The sequence below is a fragment of the Streptomyces lothianensis genome (genome assembly GCF_047779955.1).
Taxonomy (GTDB): Bacteria; Actinomycetota; Actinomycetes; order Streptomycetales; family Streptomycetaceae; genus Streptomyces.
This window is the reverse complement of record NZ_JBLMKT010000078.1, coordinates 160,366-176,590: the sequence shown is the minus strand read 5'-3', so window position 1 is coordinate 176,590 and position 16,225 is coordinate 160,366. Positions and strand designations below refer to the sequence as shown.

The 16,225-nt window shown below is 70.4% G+C and carries 10 protein-coding genes; 6 read left to right on the top strand and 4 right to left on the bottom strand.

The window, feature by feature from the left end:
- Window positions 1-76: 76 nt before the first annotated feature.
- From uvrB to ACLF6P_RS28635, 4 genes are all read left to right on the top strand, one after another.
- Window positions 77-2,251, top strand: coding sequence for an excinuclease ABC subunit UvrB (uvrB, locus tag ACLF6P_RS28650; RefSeq protein WP_415954293.1), 2,175 nt, complete (start codon window positions 77-79; stop codon window positions 2,249-2,251).
- A gap of 263 nt (window positions 2,252-2,514) precedes the next feature.
- Window positions 2,515-3,093, top strand: a complete 579-nt coding sequence (locus ACLF6P_RS28645) for a TerD family protein (protein ID WP_415954292.1) — start codon at window positions 2,515-2,517, stop codon at window positions 3,091-3,093.
- A gap of 167 nt (window positions 3,094-3,260) precedes the next feature.
- Window positions 3,261-5,279, top strand: a complete 2,019-nt coding sequence (locus tag ACLF6P_RS28640) for a TerD family protein (RefSeq protein WP_415954290.1) — start codon at window positions 3,261-3,263, stop codon at window positions 5,277-5,279.
- A 313-nt stretch (window positions 5,280-5,592) separates the two neighbouring features.
- Window positions 5,593-6,606 carry a TerC/Alx family metal homeostasis membrane protein gene (locus ACLF6P_RS28635; protein WP_415954288.1) on the top strand — a complete coding sequence of 338 codons (1,014 nt, stop codon included), beginning with the start codon at window positions 5,593-5,595 and terminating at the stop codon, window positions 6,604-6,606.
- Window positions 6,607-6,724: 118 nt separating this feature from the next.
- Here ACLF6P_RS28635 and ACLF6P_RS28630 read toward each other — a convergent pair whose 3' ends face one another.
- Together ACLF6P_RS28630 and ACLF6P_RS28625 are read right to left on the bottom strand one after the other, a co-directional pair.
- Window positions 6,725-7,381, bottom strand: coding sequence for an MBL fold metallo-hydrolase (locus ACLF6P_RS28630; protein ID WP_415954286.1), 657 nt, complete (start codon window positions 7,379-7,381; stop codon window positions 6,725-6,727).
- Window positions 7,382-7,489: 108 nt separating this feature from the next.
- Window positions 7,490-8,185, bottom strand: a complete 696-nt coding sequence (locus ACLF6P_RS28625; RefSeq protein ID WP_415954285.1) for a maleylpyruvate isomerase family mycothiol-dependent enzyme — start codon at window positions 8,183-8,185, stop codon at window positions 7,490-7,492.
- Window positions 8,186-8,425: 240 nt separating this feature from the next.
- Between ACLF6P_RS28625 and uvrA the strand changes: the two genes are divergently transcribed.
- Window positions 8,426-11,422 (top strand): excinuclease ABC subunit UvrA, encoded by a 2,997-nt coding sequence (gene uvrA, locus ACLF6P_RS28620; RefSeq protein ID WP_415954283.1) that lies wholly within the window; start codon window positions 8,426-8,428, stop codon window positions 11,420-11,422.
- Window positions 11,423-11,543: 121 nt separating this feature from the next.
- On the opposite strand, the gene ACLF6P_RS28615 is transcribed toward uvrA, so the two are convergent.
- A complete protein-coding gene (locus ACLF6P_RS28615) occupies window positions 11,544-11,972 on the bottom strand; it encodes a Rieske (2Fe-2S) protein (RefSeq protein ID WP_415954281.1) in 429 nt (142 codons plus the stop codon).
- Window positions 11,973-12,104: 132 nt separating this feature from the next.
- The gene (locus ACLF6P_RS28610; protein WP_415954280.1) at window positions 12,105-12,461 is read right to left on the bottom strand and encodes a LytR/AlgR family response regulator transcription factor; all 357 of its coding nucleotides are present in this window, start codon (window positions 12,459-12,461) and stop codon (window positions 12,105-12,107) included.
- A 514-nt stretch (window positions 12,462-12,975) separates the two neighbouring features.
- Between ACLF6P_RS28610 and ACLF6P_RS28605 the strand changes: the two genes are divergently transcribed.
- The gene (locus tag ACLF6P_RS28605; protein ID WP_415954278.1) at window positions 12,976-15,957 is read left to right on the top strand and encodes a nitrate- and nitrite sensing domain-containing protein; all 2,982 of its coding nucleotides are present in this window, start codon (window positions 12,976-12,978) and stop codon (window positions 15,955-15,957) included.
- Window positions 15,958-16,225: the final 268 nt, after the last annotated feature.

Sequence of the window (16,225 nt, the reverse complement as noted above, 5' to 3'; positions counted from 1 at the left end):
ACCCTACGCAGCCCCCGAAGATCCCGGAGAGCTACGGGCAAAGCTAAATGTCAGTACCGGGTCGTACGGTGGTTGCATGCGGCCCGAGACCACGATCCAGAACATCCAGCGCAGGGAACGGCCCTTCGAGGTCGTCAGCCCCTACCGGCCCAGCGGCGACCAGCCCGCGGCCATCGCCGAGCTGGACCGGCGCATTCGCGCGGGCGAGAGGGATGTCGTCCTGCTCGGTGCGACCGGCACCGGCAAATCGGCCACCACGGCCTGGATGATCGAAAAGCTCCAGCGCCCCACCCTCGTGATGGCGCCCAACAAGACCCTCGCGGCCCAGCTGGCCAACGAGTTCCGCGAGCTCCTGCCGAACAACGCGGTGGAGTACTTCGTCTCGTACTACGACTACTACCAGCCCGAGGCGTACGTCCCGCAGTCGGACACCTACATCGAGAAGGACTCCTCGATCAACGAGGAGGTGGAGCGCCTGCGCCACTCCGCCACCAACTCGCTGCTCACCCGCCGCGATGTCGTCGTGGTCGCCTCGGTCTCCTGCATCTACGGTCTCGGCACCCCGCAGGAGTACGTGGACCGCATGGTCCGTCTCGAGGTCGGCGACGAGATCGACCGCGACCAGCTCCTGCGCCGCTTCGTCGAGATCCAGTACACGCGCAATGACGTGGCGTTCACCCGCGGCACCTTCCGGGTCCGCGGCGACACCATCGAGATCTTCCCGGTCTACGAGGAGCTCGCCGTACGGATCGAGATGTTCGGAGACGAGATCGAGGCGCTCTCCACCCTGCACCCGGTCACCGGCGAGGTCATCAGCGACGACCAGGAGCTCCACGTCTTCCCCGCCACCCACTACGTGGCGGGCCCCGAGCGCATGGAGCGTGCGGTGGGCGACATCGAGAAGGAGCTGGAACAGCGCCTCGCCGAGCTGGAGAAGCAGGGCAAGATGCTGGAGGCCCAGCGGCTGCGCATGCGCACCACGTACGACATCGAGATGCTCCGCCAGATCGGCTCCTGCTCCGGCGTGGAGAACTACTCGATGCACTTCGACGGCCGCGAACCCGGAACGCCGCCGCACACCCTGCTCGACTACTTCCCGGACGACTTCCTCCTCGTCCTCGACGAATCGCATGTCACCGTGCCGCAGATCGGCGCGATGTACGAGGGTGACGCCTCCCGCAAGCGGACCCTCGTCGACCACGGCTTCCGGCTGCCGTCCGCGCTCGACAACCGGCCGCTGAAATGGGAGGAGTTCAAGGAGCGCATCGGGCAGACCGTCTACCTGTCGGCGACCCCGGGCGCCTACGAGCTCTCGCGCGGCGACGGCTTCGTCGAGCAGATCATCCGCCCCACCGGTCTCGTCGACCCGGAGGTCGTGGTCAAGCCCACCGAAGGGCAGATCGACGATCTGGTGCACGAGATCCGGCAGCGCACCGAGAAGGACGAGCGCGTCCTGGTCACCACGCTCACCAAGAAGATGGCCGAGGACCTCACCGACTACTTCCTGGAACTGGGCATCCAGGTCCGCTATCTGCACAGCGATGTCGACACCCTGCGCCGCGTCGAGCTGCTCCGGGAGCTGCGGGCCGGCGAGTTCGACGTCCTCGTCGGCATCAATCTGCTGCGCGAGGGCCTCGACCTGCCCGAGGTCTCCCTGGTCGCGATCCTCGACGCGGACAAGGAAGGCTTCCTGCGCTCGGGCACCTCGCTGATCCAGACCATCGGCCGCGCGGCGCGCAATGTCTCCGGCCAGGTGCATATGTACGCGGACAAGATCACGCCGGCGATGGAGAAGGCCATCGAGGAGACCAACCGCCGCCGCGTCAAGCAGATCGCGTACAACAAGGAGCGGGGCATCGACCCGCAGCCGCTTCGCAAGAAGATCAACGACATCGTCGCGACCATCGCCCGCGAGGAAGTCGACACCGAACAGCTGCTCGGCAGTGGTTACCGCAAGGGCCAGAAGGACGGCAAGGGAGCCAAGGCGCCAGTGCCTTCGCTGCGGACGAAGGAGACCGGCGACAAGGCGGCGGCCCCGGCCAAGGCGGCCAAGGGCAAGGCGCGGAAGGGCGAGCCGGCCACACCCACCGACCGTCCCGCGGCCGAACTCGCCGAGCAGATCGAGGAGCTGACGGAGCGGATGCGCGCGGCGGCGGCCGACCTGCAGTTCGAGATCGCGGCGCGGCTGCGCGACGAGGTCTCGGAGATGAAGAAGGAACTCCGGCAGATGCGGGAGGCAGGGCTGTCCTGAACAGCGCTGCTTGGGCACGGCCCGGCAACGGCTTCCGGGCGGGACCGAGGCGACAACGGCTTCCCGTACCGGGCGCCGAGCCCAGCACGGGCAAATCGCCCAGTTGGCGGCTGGAGCCTCAGGGCGCGGGCCGCGAGTGTTGCAAGACCGACACAAAGCCGAGGCCCGGGGGTGGGCTTGTCGGTCCCACTGCGTAGGGTTCGGAACAACCGCGCGCACAGGCGGCGGGCGGGGACGAGTTCGGCGATGAGAGGGGACAGCGCGTGACGGTCAACATGACCAAGGGTCAGGCCATCAGCCTGGAGAAGAGCGACGGGGGCACGCTGACCGCGGTGCGCATGGGCCTCGGCTGGCAGGCGGCCCCGCGCCGCGGCCTGTTCGGTTCCCGTACGCGGGAGATCGACCTGGACGCCTCGGCGGTGCTCTTCGCCGACAAGCAGCCGGTCGACGTGGTGTTCTTCCGCCACCTGGTCAGTGACGACGGCTCGGTGCGCCACACCGGCGACAACCTGGTCGGCGGCGCCGGTCAGGGCGGCGACGACGAGGCCATCCTCGTCGACCTCGCGCGCGTCCCGGTGCACATCGACCAGATCGTGTTCACGGTCAACTCGTTCACCGGCCAGACCTTCCAGGAGGTGCAGAACGCGTTCTGCCGCCTGGTCGACGAGACCAACGGCCAGGAGATGGCGCGCTACACGCTCGACGGCGGCGGCCAGTACACCGCCCAGATCATGGCGAAGGTGCACCGCGCGGGCGGCGGTTGGACGATGACGGCGCTCGGCCAGCCGGCCAACGGCCGCACGTTCCAGGACCTGATGCCGGCGATCCTGCCGAGCCTCTGAGTACCGAGAGCACGGCACACACCTTCAGTACCTGCGCGGTACGCGGCTCCCGGACCGGCCCCGACGGCCACCGGGAGCCGTGGTGTCCGCGCAGCACGTAGACGAGCCACGCGGCGGGCGGCACAGCGCCCCGGCGGCTGAACGCAGCGACGAGGGGGACCTACACCATGACGGTCGAGCTGGTGCGGGGGCAGAACGCACCCCTGCCTCAAACCCGTCTGGAGATCCGGGTGTCCGCGGGCAAGCCGATCGTGGCCGGTGCCACGCTCAGCGACGCAGAGGGCAAGGTGCGCGGTGCCGAGTGGATCGCCCACCCCGGATCGCCGCAGCTGCCGGGGCTCGAAGTCTCCCAGCAGGCCGCGGCCGACCACCGTCTCGCCGTGGACCTGGAGGCGCTGCCGGAGGCGGTGGACCGGGTCAACGTGCTGCTCGCGCTGCCCGTCGGCGTCGGCGGACCGGTGCGCTTCGGCGCGGTCGCCGCGCCCTTCGTGGCGGTCACCGGACTCGACGGCGCAGAGATCGCCAGCTACACGATCACCGATCTCGACCCCGAATCGGCCGTCGTGGCCCTGGAGCTGTACCGCAGAAACGCGGCCTGGAAGATACGCGCCGTCGGCCAGGGTTATGCGGGCGGGCTCGCCGAGATGCTCGCCGACCAGGGCCTCGCTCAGTCACGAGTGATCGCCACGCAGATACTCGACGCGGTGGCACGCGGGATGGCCCGCTCGGTCGCGGCGCCGCCACCCCGTACGACCGAGGGCGACCGGGTACGGCGCACCGCGGGCGCCGCCGGTCCGGGGGAGGGGCACGGCGGTTCACCGACGGGCGGCAGCGGCGCATCGGCGACCCCCGGCGCGCAACCGAGCCCACAGTCGGCCGCCACACCGCAGCGGCCCACCACGCCGCAGCAGCCCGCCACCGGCAGTCCCTCCGCACCCTCGGAGCCGCCCGCATCCGGCGGCATCAACTACTCGCACCCGGGCCGCCGTCCGGCCCCGGCCGCCCCGCCGCCCCCGCCCCCCACCGCGCCGCCCGCCCCGCCGGGGCAGCCCGCGCAGCCCGTGGCCGGGGACGCGACCGGCTGGTCGATGGAGGAGCGCCTGTACAACCAGGTCTGGGGCATGTTCGAGGACCTGGCCCGCACCACCGCCGCCTACCGCAGCGCCGTGGACTTCGCGGAGTCCCGGATGGAACAGGAACTGGACAAGGTCCTCTCCGATCCGCGTAGCCGCATCGGCAGGACCGGTGATGCGGCCCGGGAGGCCGCGCGGGCGAAGCAGGCCGCGCTCGTCGACCAGGCACGTGAGGTGCTCGACCGGGACCTCGCCCAGCTCAGGGCCGAGGCCGAGGTGGTGGAACCTGCGCTGCCACCGGCCTTCGCCGCCTGGGACAATCCGGTGTGGCACGCGTACCGCCCGCCGATGGAGATCCCCATGGCGCTGCGCCTGGGCGATCTGCATCTGCCGGAGAGCGCCGATGTCCGGATCCCGCTGCTCATGCGACTGCCCCTGGAACGCGGGCTGTGGATCGACAGCGGCCGGTCCTCGTCCGGGAGCGTCACCTTCCACGACAGCACAGAGCTGCACCGCCTCGCGATGGACACGGCGGTCGCACATGCAGCGCGGCTGCTCGCCGTCTACCCGCCGGGCGACTTCACCGTGCACGCGATCGACGCGGGCGGCAGCGCGGCAGCTTCGCTCGCACCGCTGCTGCAGTCCGGTGTGCTGCCCCATCCGCCCGGGTACGGCGCGGCCGGCGTGAGCGAGGTCCTGGCCCGGCTGACCAAGCGGGTCGAGCTCGTGCAGATGGCCGTGCGCGGCGGGGCCGCGGACTCCTTGCCGCCGGACCTGGACACCGCCGAGCAACTGCTCATCGTCAACGACTTCCCGCACGGTTTCGACGACCGTGCGGTGACCCAGCTGCGCTACCTCGCCGACGAGGGCCCGGCGGTCGGCGTGCACCTGATGCTCGTGGCCGACCGTGAGGAGGCCTCCGCCTACGGTCCGGTGCTCGACCCGCTGTGGCGCTCGCTGCTGCGGCTCACGCCGGTGCCGGACGACCACCTCGCCGATCCGTGGATCGGGCACGCCTGGACGTACCAGCCCGCCCTCCTGCCGGCCGGCAGCGCGGTGCTCCAGCAGGTACTCGGACAGGTGGCGCAGGCGCGGCGCGAGTGGGGTCGCTGACGGGACCGTACCGGTGACGTATGCGTGGAGGCCTCCCCTGGCTCAGGGGAGGCCTTTGCCGTTCCTTGCCCTTTCCATCGGCCCCTGACCTGCATACTTGGTGTTGCTTTTACTTTTGGCTTTACCTTCTCTTGGGTTTTTCGGTAGTCTTCCTCCCGCGGAGGGGAGTACTCCCGACTGCGGCGATCCCGTCAATACGGACCCACAAGGGCCCCGGGGCGCCGGCCCGACCGAGAGGTGAGAGCCCCGGGTGGAGGAGACCTCCGGCAGCGACGACGCTGGAATCGTGCCGTTACGTACTGCCGGAGGCGCAGTGGATGTTTCCCTGACCCTGTGGGTCCTCACGATTGTGGGTCTGTGTGCCCTGATCGCCGTCGACTTCTTCATCGGGCGCAAGCCCCATGAGGTGTCCATCAAGGAAGCCGGGATCTGGACCGTCGTCTGGATCGTGCTGGCCGCGCTCTTCGGCCTCGGCCTCCTGGTCCGGGGCAACGGCCAGGCGGCGGGCGAGTTCTTCGCGGGCTACATCACCGAGAAGTCGCTCAGCGTCGACAACCTCTTCGTCTTCATCCTGATCATGGCGAAGTTCGCGGTGCCGTCCCACCTCCAGCAGCGCGTCCTGCTCATCGGTGTGCTGGTCGCCCTGGTCCTGCGGGCCGTCTTCATCGCCGCCGGTGCCGCGATCATCGCCAGCTTCTCCTGGGTCTTCTACCTCTTCGGCGCGTTCCTGATCTACACCGCCTGGAAGCTCGTCCAGGAGGCGCGGACCGATGAGGAGGAGGACGACTGGGAGGAGAACAGGATCCTCAAGGCGATCGAGCGGAAGTTCGGCGTCGCGGACCGGTACCACGACACGAAGCTCTTCGTGGTCCGGCACGGCAAGAAGGTCATGACGCCGCTCCTCGTCGTCATGCTGGCGATCGGCATGACCGACATCCTCTTCGCCATGGACTCGATCCCGGCGATCTTCGGTCTGACCCAGGACCCGTACATCGTCTTCACCGCCAACGCCTTCGCGCTGATGGGGCTGCGGCAGCTGTACTTCCTGATCGGCGGCCTGCTCGAGAAGCTGGTACACCTCTCGTACGGCCTCTCCGTGATCCTCGGCTTCATCGGCGTGAAGCTGGTGCTGCGCGCGCTGCACGAGAGTGGCGTTCCGGTGCCGGAGATCTCGATCCCGGTCTCCCTCGGCGTCATCTGCGGCGTACTGATCATCACGACGGTCACCAGCCTCATGGCCTCGAAGAAGGAGGCCGCGGCCGAGGCGAAGGGCACGGCCCAGAAGCCCGGGACCGAGTCGGGGGAGAAGGCCGGTATCGACTCCTGACCTCGCTGACCTGCGGCGAAGCCCGATTGTCAGTGGCGGGTGTCACGATCGGGGCATGGACACCTGCGAACGTGGACCGAAGCCCCGCCCCGGGCCCGCCACCTCCGCCGCCGCGGCATCACCAGCCGCGGCGGCGCCACTCGGGCAGCTGCGGGCGCTCGGCACCCAGAGTGGTGTCGTCGCCATGTCCGGGATAGACCCAGGTCTCGTCCGGCAGTACGTCGAAGATCTTGCTCTCGACGTCGTCGATGAGGCTGGCGAAGGCCTCCGGGTCCTTCCAGGTGTTGCCCACGCCACCCGGGAAGAGGCAGTCGCCGGTGAACACGTGGGGGTGGCCGTGCGGATCGTCGAAGATCAGCGCGATCGACCCGGGGGTGTGGCCGACGAGATGGCGTGCGGTGAGCTCGACCCGGCCCACGCGGATCGTGTCGCCGTCCTCCACGAGCACATCGGTCGGCACCGGGATGCCCTCGGCGTCGTGCGCCCCCGCGTAGGTGCGGGCCCCGGTCGCGTCCACCACCTCGCGCAGCGCCTGCCAGTGGTCGCCGTGCCGGTGGGTGGTCACGAGCGAGGCGATGCCGTCGTCGCCGATGAGCTTCAGCAAGGTTTCGGCCTCGTCGGCCGCGTCGATCAGCAGCTGCTCGCCGGTGGCCCGGCAGCGCAGCAGATAGGCGTTGTTGTTCATGGGGCCGACCGCGACCTTGGAGATCATCAGGTCCGCCAGTTCATGCACATCCGCAGGCCCGCCGACTGTCACCGCTCCGCTGTACGTCATGGGCTCAGCGTACCGAGCGGGTCCCGTGACCCCCAGGGATCACGGGACCCCCGCCCGGTGGGCGGCGTGTGGGCGCCGGCGTGGATGCGGGCCGGACGGAGCGGCGGGCTACAGCGCGGGCAGTACGGGCAGCAGGGCGGCGTCGCAGTCCAGCTCGGTTCCGGCCCGCCGGCCGGCCAGCCAGCCGAGCAGCGCGGGCGCCGGGCCGATCACGGAGACCTGGTCGCCGTCCGCACCCCCGGTGCTCCACTGCCGTCCGTCGTTCGCCGTGACGGCGATCCGCGGGACCGCCGGATTGCCGGAGAAGCGGCCCGTGAGGAAGGCGATCTCGCGTTCGGTGAACTCGGCGGACAGATCCTCGAGTTCATAGCCGATCCCGAGATCGACATGGTGCAGTTCCACCTCGATGAGGCGCCGGAACGGGATCCGGGAGGCCCGGTCCATGACCCCGTTGCGCAGCTCCACGCTGCGCGACCAGTCGGCGGGTTGCGCGGCCTGGGCCACGAACCGGGCGGCGCTGTTGCGCAGATCGTCGAGCTGGGCCTCGAGCGGACGCGGCGCGTCCCGCTCGATGTCCGCATCGCGCGCCTCGGCGCTGACGTACATGGGGCGGCCGGCCAGGACGTTCACCAGCGCGTCGGCATTGCGGGAGACATGCGCCAGCACATGACCACGGGTCCACCCCGGAAGGCGTGACGCTCCGGCGAGAGCGGCGTTGTCCAGCTTGGCCGTCGCGGTCAGCAGGCGCTCCGTCGCTTCCCGTACGAGCTGCAGGTCATGGGCGTGATCATTCGCTGAAGGCATGGCACTGACGATAGTCCCGCCACTCCTTCGGGTGAAGGTGGTGGACCATGACCGCAAATCGAATGCACGTGCTATAGGCTCGGTCGAGGCATCCTTGGAAGTCCGGCCTTCATCGCAAGTCCGGCTGTCCCAGTGATAAGCAGTCCAATTGCCATTGGCAGTCCATTGCTGAGGCGGCCCTCGTAGTCTGAGAAGCGGGGCCCCGCCCCCGCTCTCCCATCAAGAAAGGTGCGGACCGGCGTGGCCGACCGTCTCATCGTCCGTGGCGCGCGCGAGCACAATCTGAAGAACGTCTCGCTCGACCTCCCGCGCGACTCCCTCATCGTGTTCACCGGCCTGTCCGGCTCCGGCAAGTCCTCGCTCGCGTTCGACACGATCTTCGCCGAGGGCCAGCGCCGTTATGTCGAGTCGCTGTCGTCGTACGCGCGGCAGTTCCTAGGACAGATGGACAAGCCCGATGTCGACTTCATCGAGGGCCTGTCCCCGGCGGTTTCCATCGACCAGAAGTCGACCTCGCGCAACCCGCGTTCCACGGTCGGCACGATCACCGAGGTCTACGACTACCTCCGCCTGCTCTTCGCGCGCATCGGCAAGCCGCACTGTCCAGAGTGCCGCAGGCCGATCTCGCGGCAGTCGCCGCAGGCCATCGTCGACAAGGTCCTCGCGCTCCCCGAGGGCAGCCGCTTCCAGGTGCTCTCGCCGCTGGTGCGCGAGCGCAAGGGCGAGTTCGTCGACCTCTTCTCCGACCTGCAGACCAAGGGCTACAGCCGGGCCCGGGTCGACGGTGCCACCATCCAGCTCTCCGAGCCGCCCGCGCTCAAGAAGCAGGAGAAGCACACCATCGAGGTGGTCGTCGACCGCCTCACCGTGAAGGACAGCGCCAAGCGCCGGCTCACCGACTCGGTGGAGACCGCGCTCGGACTCTCCGGAGGCATGGTCGTCCTCGACTTCGTCGACCTCCCCGAGGGCGACCCCGAGCGCGAGCGGATGTACTCGGAGCACCTCTACTGCCCCTACGACGACCTGTCGTTCGAGGAGCTCGAGCCGCGTTCCTTCTCGTTCAACTCGCCGTTCGGTGCCTGCCCCGACTGCACCGGCATCGGCACGCGGATGGAGGTGGACCCCGAGCTGATCGTGCCCGACGAGGACAAGTCCGTCGACGAGGGAGCGATCCACCCCTGGTCGCACGGCCACAACAAGGAGTACTTCGGCCGCCTCACCGGCGCGCTCGCCGACGCGCTGAGCTTCAGCACCGACGTCCCGTTCGCCGCCCTGCCGCAGCGCGCCAGAAAGGCCCTGCTCTTCGGGCACAAGACCCAGATCGAGGTGCGCTACCGCAACCGCTACGGACGCGAGCGGGTGTACACCACGGCCTTCGAGGGCGCGGTGCCCTTCGTCAAGCGCAGGCATTCCGAGGCCGAGAGCGATGCGAGCCGCGAGCGCTTCGAGGGCTACATGCGCGAGGTGCCCTGCCCGACCTGTCAGGGCACGCGCCTGAAGCCGATCGTTCTCGCGGTCACCGTGATGGACAAGTCCATCGCCGAGGTCTCCGCGATGTCGATCGCCGACTGCGCGGAGTTCCTGGGCCGGCTGAAGCTCAACGCCCGGGACAAGAAGATCGCCGAGCGGGTCCTCAAGGAGGTCAACGAGCGGCTGCGCTTCCTGGTGGACGTGGGCCTGGACTACCTCTCCCTGAACCGCGCGGCGGGAACCCTCTCCGGTGGTGAGGCCCAGCGCATCCGCCTCGCCACCCAGATCGGATCGGGCCTCGTTGGGGTGCTCTACGTCCTGGACGAGCCGTCCATCGGTCTGCACCAGCGTGACAACCATCGGCTGATCGAGACGCTCGTGCGGCTGCGCGACATGGGCAACACGCTGATCGTCGTCGAGCACGACGAGGACACCATCAAGGTCGCCGACTGGGTCGTCGACATCGGCCCGGGCGCCGGTGAGCACGGCGGCAAGGTCGTGCACAGCGGCCCCCTCGCCGAGCTGCTCGGCAACGAGTCCTCGATGACCGGCAAGTACCTCTCGGGCAAGAGGTCCATCCCGGTGCCCGGCGTCCGCCGACCGGTGGACCCGGCCCGGCAGCTGGTGGTGCACGGCGCCCGCGAGAACAACCTGCAGGACATCGACGTGGCCTTCCCGCTCGGTGTGCTCACCGCGGTCACCGGTGTCTCGGGCTCGGGCAAGTCGACGCTGGTCAACGACATCCTGTACACGCACCTCGCGCGCGAGATGAACGGGGCGAGGTCCGTTCCCGGCCGGCACACCCGGGTCGAGGGAGATGACCTCGTGGACAAGGTCGTGCACGTCGACCAGTCGCCCATCGGGCGCACACCGCGCTCCAACCCCGCCACGTACACGGGCGTCTTCGACAACATCCGCAAGCTGTTCGCGGAGACCACCGAGGCGAAGGTGCGCGGCTATCTGCCCGGGCGCTTCTCGTTCAATGTCAAGGGCGGCCGCTGCGAGAACTGCTCGGGCGACGGCACGATCAAGATCGAGATGAACTTCCTGCCGGATGTCTACGTCCCCTGCGAGGTCTGCCACGGGGCGCGCTACAACCGCGAGACGCTGGAGGTCCACTACAAGGGCAAGTCCATCGCCGAGGTCCTCGACATGCCGATCGAGGAGGCGCTCGACTTTTTCGAGGCGGTACCGACCATCGCCCGCCACCTGCGGACCCTCGACGAGGTCGGTCTCGGATACGTCCGCCTCGGCCAGTCGGCGCCGACGCTCTCCGGCGGTGAGGCCCAGAGGGTGAAGCTCGCTTCCGAGCTGCAGAAGCGGTCGACGGGCCGAACGGTGTACGTGCTCGACGAGCCGACCACCGGTCTGCACTTCGAGGACATCAGCAAGCTGATCTCGGTGCTCTCGGGACTGGTCGACAAGGGCAACACGGTCATCGTCATCGAGCACAACCTCGATGTCATCAAAACCGCGGACTGGCTGGTCGACATGGGGCCCGAGGGAGGCTCCGGGGGCGGTCTGGTGATCGCCGAGGGTACGCCGGAGCAGGTGGCCGGCGTGCCGTCCAGCCACACCGGGAAGTTCCTGGCGAACATGCTGGAGGCCGAGCGGATCAGCGAGGCCGCAGTGCCGGGGGCGCGGAAGCCGGCCGCGCGCAAGACGGCGGCCAAGAAGGCCGTCTCGGCGGCGAAGGCACCGACGAAGAAGGCCGTTTCGGCGAAGGCCGGGGCTGCGAAGAAGACGACCCGGGCGCGGAAGGCGTGAGCAGGGGTCCGGGGCCCCGCCCCGGACCTCTGCCCCAGGGTGTCCGGCGGATCATGCCGCCATCGGACTCTTGACGGGCAAAGGTTCCCAGCCGCGTCCCCAACCTCACAGGGCAATACACCTAGACCTTCGGGCCCGCGATCAGCTTGCCGTTCTCGACCCGCACCGGGACCTTCGCCAGCGGGACCGAGGCGGGGCCCACGATCGCGGCGCCGTTGGTGGTGCTGAAGCGGCTGCCGTGGCAGGGACAGTGGCCTTCGTCGCCCTCGACCTTGTCGAGCACACAGCCGGCGTGGGTGCACTGGGCGCTCAGCGCCGAGTACGTGCCGTCCTTGGCGCAGGTCACGATGAGGCGCTGCTCGCGGTAGAGCTTCGAGGTGCCCACGGGCACGGCCGAGGCGTCGCCCAGGTCGACCGGAGCGGTCGGCGTGGGGTTCTGCGCATGGCCGAGGTCGGAGTCCGTGGAGCAGGCCGCGGCACCGAGCCCGGCCGTCCCTGCGAGGGCGGCGCCCTTGAGGACGGTACGACGGGCGGTGGCCTTGCCGGACATGGGGTCTCCACAGCTCAGGAGGTACGAGTGACCCGGTCGACGATACCGGCACGTATCACCCGTCCTGCGCGAGGGTTGCGCAGACCCGCGCGATCCCGGCACGCCCCGCCGACCCCCCTAGCCCCCCACCCCCTAGCCCCCCACCCCCAGCATCTCGTCCACGGCCTGTGCCGAGAGGCGGGACTTCGGCAGCAGGCCGAGCGCAGGGCTCTCCGCGATGAGCTCCTCGAAGTCCTCCGCGGCATGGGTCGAGATCATGATCAGGTGGGGGACGACCCCGGCGAGCAGCTCGGCGACCTCGAATCCGCTCTCGCCGTCGAGGTCGATGTCGAGCAGCGCTACATCGGGCCGCAGCTCCCTGGCCCAGGCGAGCGCGTCGATGCCCGTACCGGCGAGAGCGACCACGTTCGCCCCACCCCGCTCGAGCAGCGCCTTCGCGGCTTCGAGGAAACGGGCGTTGTCGTCCACGAGGAGACAGCGCAGCGCCATGCGCACAGCGTGCCAAGGCCGTGCCCCCGCCCGCCTTCCTGCTAGCCGGAATCTTGCCCGCTGCCCGTCGACCGCTTCGACCATGCGCGCCGCACGCAGAGTCGGATGCCACATCGGTGCTCCCTGCACATAGCCGTCCCACGGGCCGGTACGCGACCCGGCTACCCGGTATCCACCCCTCGGCACCCTCCGGTGCCGCGTCAGGGAACCTTTGCCCCGTCGCGACGCCCGGCACGTTCCCCCAAGCTCTCAACTTCGTTCGAGCAGGGAGGTGCCCCCTTCGCCGCACGGGCCGAGAGCCCGAGTACGGCCAGTACGAGGACTTCCGGCCCGCACTCCCCCAAGCTCTTCGAGCAGGGGGTACCCCCGGAGAGCACGCACCGGACGCCGCTCCTTGACGGGCAAAGGTTCCCCGACGCGGCACTAGCATGAAGCTGCCCGAAGCGGCCGTCGTCCGTCGGCGGCACGGGAGGCGTGATGGCCCGGGGGTGCCATGGCAGTGCGTGAGCGGTGGGTGCGAAGGTCCCGAGAGCGCGGCGGACAGGAGCGCGGCGCAGGTGAGCCCCGTGCACAGGAGCGCGCGGCAGGGGACCAGGCGGCAGGGGACCGGGCGGCCCCCGCCACTCCCGTATTCGCCCGCCTGCATGTCGGCACCAAGCTGCTCCTCCTCGCCCTCCTGCCGGTCGGAGTTCTGCTCGCCCTCACCGTCGTCTCCGCCACGGGCCAGTGGCGTGAGGCGGGCCGACTGCAGGACTTCGACCGTGCCACCCGGGTGTCCTTCGCCGCCGGTGCTCTCGCTGACGCGCTCGCCGAGGAACGCCTGGCCACCGTGTCCGACCGCCTCAGGCCGGGCCCGCAGGCCGAACAGGGCCTGGCCGAGGCCCGCCGCGACACCGTCGCCGCACTCGCCGAGGCCACCCGCTCGGCGGCGGAGGAGGGCGGGCGCTTCACGGAACGGACCGATGCCATCGGCCGGAGCCTGAAGGACCTGCGCCGCAACCACGACGACCGCGCCGTCACCGTCGACTCCACCGCCGCGGGCTTCGGCGCCCTGGTGATGGACGTCGTGGACCTGGTGGCACTGGTCGAGGCGCGCGAGCTCGACGCCGCCTCACATCCGACGGCAACTGCTCATCTCTCGATGATCCAGGCCACCGAGGCCGCAGGCGCCGAGCGGGCCGAGCTGTTCATCCTGTTCGCCGAGCCCGGCAGCAGACCCGCCCCGGCGGCAAGCAGCCTGCCTGCCCTGGAAGGCGCCCGCCTCGACACCTTCCGGCGCACCGCCTCCCCGCAGCTCAGGTCCCGTCTCAGGCAGGCCCTCTCGCGCGCCGGATCGGCCGAGGTGCAGGAGGTGCGCGACCGCATCGCTCAGGGCGCGTCCGGCCCGTATCCTTCGCCGGAACGCTGGGCGCAGGCCGCCTCGACCCGGATGGACGGGCTGCGGACCGTCACCCGTGCCGCCGAGGAGGAGCTGCGTGCCTCCGCCGCCGAAGGTGTCCGGTCCGCCAAGGCCAGGGCCTGGCGTGATCTGGCACTCTTCCTGGTCCTGGTCGCCGTCGTCACCGCCTTCGCGCTGGCCATGCGCCGCTCCGTCGTCCGCCGGCTGGCCGAAGTCGCCGACGGCGCGCAGGCATTGGCGGCCGGCGATCTCTCGTATGACATACGGCACCGGGGCCAGGACGAGATCGGCACCCTGGCCGATGCCTTCCGCCGGCTGCGCGGCACCGTCGAACGGCTCACCGCACAGACCCGGGCGATGACGGAGGCCATCGACGGCAACCGGCTCGGTCACCGGACGGACTCGGCCGAGTTCGAAGGGATCTGGGCACAGCTGCTCGACGGTCTGAACGGCACCATGGCCTCCTTCAACCGCCTGCAGGGCCGCCGCCAGGAGGCCGAGCACGAGGTCGACAACCTGTTCACGCTCTCCGCAGACCTGCTCTGCATCGCCGATCTGGAGGGATACTTCCGCCGGGTCAACCCCGCCTTCGAGGAGGTGCTCGGGCACGCGCCCGAGGTGCTCCTCGGGCGCCCGTTCATGGAACTGGTCGTGGCGGAGGACCGCGAGCGCACCCGCGAGGCCCTCGGCCAGCTCTCGCAGGGCCGGGAGGTGCTCCGGTTCGAGAACCGCTATCTGCGCGCCGACGGCAGCTCCTGCTGGCTGCAGTGGAACGCGCGCCCCGTCCCCGAGAAGGGCCTGATCCACGCCGCTGCCCGCGATGTCACCGAGCGGCGACGGGTGCAGGGCGAGCAGAGCGCGCTGCACCGGGTCGCCACCCTCGTCGCGCAGGGCGTGCCGCCACCCCGGTTGTTCGGCGAGGTGGCGCACGAGGTGGGCCTGCTCCTGGAGACCGCTTCCGCTGCGGTCGTACGGTACGAGTCGGACGGAAGCGTCACCGCACTCGGCGGCACCGGGGCCACGGACCGCGCGCTGCACGAGGCACCCGCCGTGGCCGAGGTGGCACGCACGGGCGAGCCGGTCAGCAGGGCGGGCGCGGCCTGTGCGCCCATCGTCGTCGAAGGCATGCTGTGGGGCGCCGTCGCCGCCTCCTGCCCGCCGGGGCAGGAGCTGCCGCCGGGCACCGAGCAACGGCTCGCCGCGTTCACCGAACTGATCTCCAGCGCCATTGCCAACGCCGACAGCCGGGCGCAGCTCGCCGCCTCCCGCGCCCGCGTGGTGGCCGCGGCGGATGCCTCACGCCGCCGGATCGAACGCGATCTGCACGACGGGGTGCAGCAGCGCCTCGTCTCGCTGCAACTGGAGCTGCGGACCGCCGAAGCGCTCGCCCCGGCCGGCTCGGAGGAACTCCTCGACCACCTGGAACGGATCGGCGACGGCCTGCAGAGCACCTTCGACGAACTCCAGCGCCTCTCGCGCGGCATCCATCCCGCCATCCTGTCCAAGGGCGGTCTCGGACCCGCGCTGCGCGCACTGGCCCGCCGCTCGGCCGTTCCCGTGGAGCTCGATCTGCGGATCCCGCGCGCCCGGCTGCCGGAACCGGTCGAGGTCGCCGCGTACTACGTGGTCTCCGAGGCGCTCGCCAACACCGCGAAGCACGCCCGTGCCGAGTTCGTGACCGTACGGGTGCGGCGGGCCGAGGACGCCGTTGAGCTGGCCATCTCCGACGACGGGGTGGGCGGCGCGGAACCGGCGCGCGGCTCCGGACTCATGGGCCTCGCCGACCGCGTCGAGGCGATCGGCGGCGCACTGCACCTCAACAGCCGGGCGGGGGAGGGGACTTCCCTGCAGGTACGGATTCCCGCGCCGCGTACGGACGGGGACGTGGACGTGGACGGGGATGGGGAGACGGAAGGAGCCCGAGCCAAGGACAAGGGCCTGGGCTCGGGGATGGGCCTGGGCGCGGGCGGGGGCACGGGCGCGGGCGGGGGTGCGGGCAAGGACGCGGACGCGGGCCAGGATGTGGACGCGGCCGCCGGAGGTCGGCCGCCCGGCGGACGCGCGGGGCCCAGACGGGGGGTCCTGGACTCCGATTGATGCGTCTGCCGGGGGCCGTGAGCCGGACGGACGGGGGCGCCGCCCGGCGCATCGGGGGGAGGGGGCACGTACGGGTGCGCGGGGGCTGCCGGGCGGTGCAGCCACGGACCGACCACCGCCGACTGCGTTCGCTCCGTGACTGCCGCCTGCATCACCGCGGCGCCCCGTACGTTCCGGGTTTCTCCCGAGAGCTCAATGATGGCTGCCGCGGCCCGCGGTGTCGTCCTGGCAGACCCCCAACTCCGGTTCAGGCACACCCCCATGACCG

Bases quoted from the DNA above. Each gene is read 5' to 3' on its own strand.
- ACLF6P_RS28625 (WP_415954285.1), bottom strand. From the start codon at position 8,185: ATGCCTTCAGCGAATGATCACGCCCATGACCTGCAGCTCGTACGGGAA.
- ACLF6P_RS28630 (WP_415954286.1), bottom strand. From the start codon at position 7,381: ATGACGTACAGCGGAGCGGTGACAGTCGGCGGGCCTGCGGATGTGCAT.
- ACLF6P_RS28640 (WP_415954290.1), top strand. From the start codon at position 3,261: ATGACGGTCGAGCTGGTGCGGGGGCAGAACGCACCCCTGCCTCAAACC.
- uvrB (WP_415954293.1), top strand. From the start codon at position 77: ATGCGGCCCGAGACCACGATCCAGAACATCCAGCGCAGGGAACGGCCC.
- ACLF6P_RS28610 (WP_415954280.1), bottom strand. From the start codon at position 12,461: ATGGCGCTGCGCTGTCTCCTCGTGGACGACAACGCCCGTTTCCTCGAA.
- ACLF6P_RS28615 (WP_415954281.1), bottom strand. From the start codon at position 11,972: ATGTCCGGCAAGGCCACCGCCCGTCGTACCGTCCTCAAGGGCGCCGCC.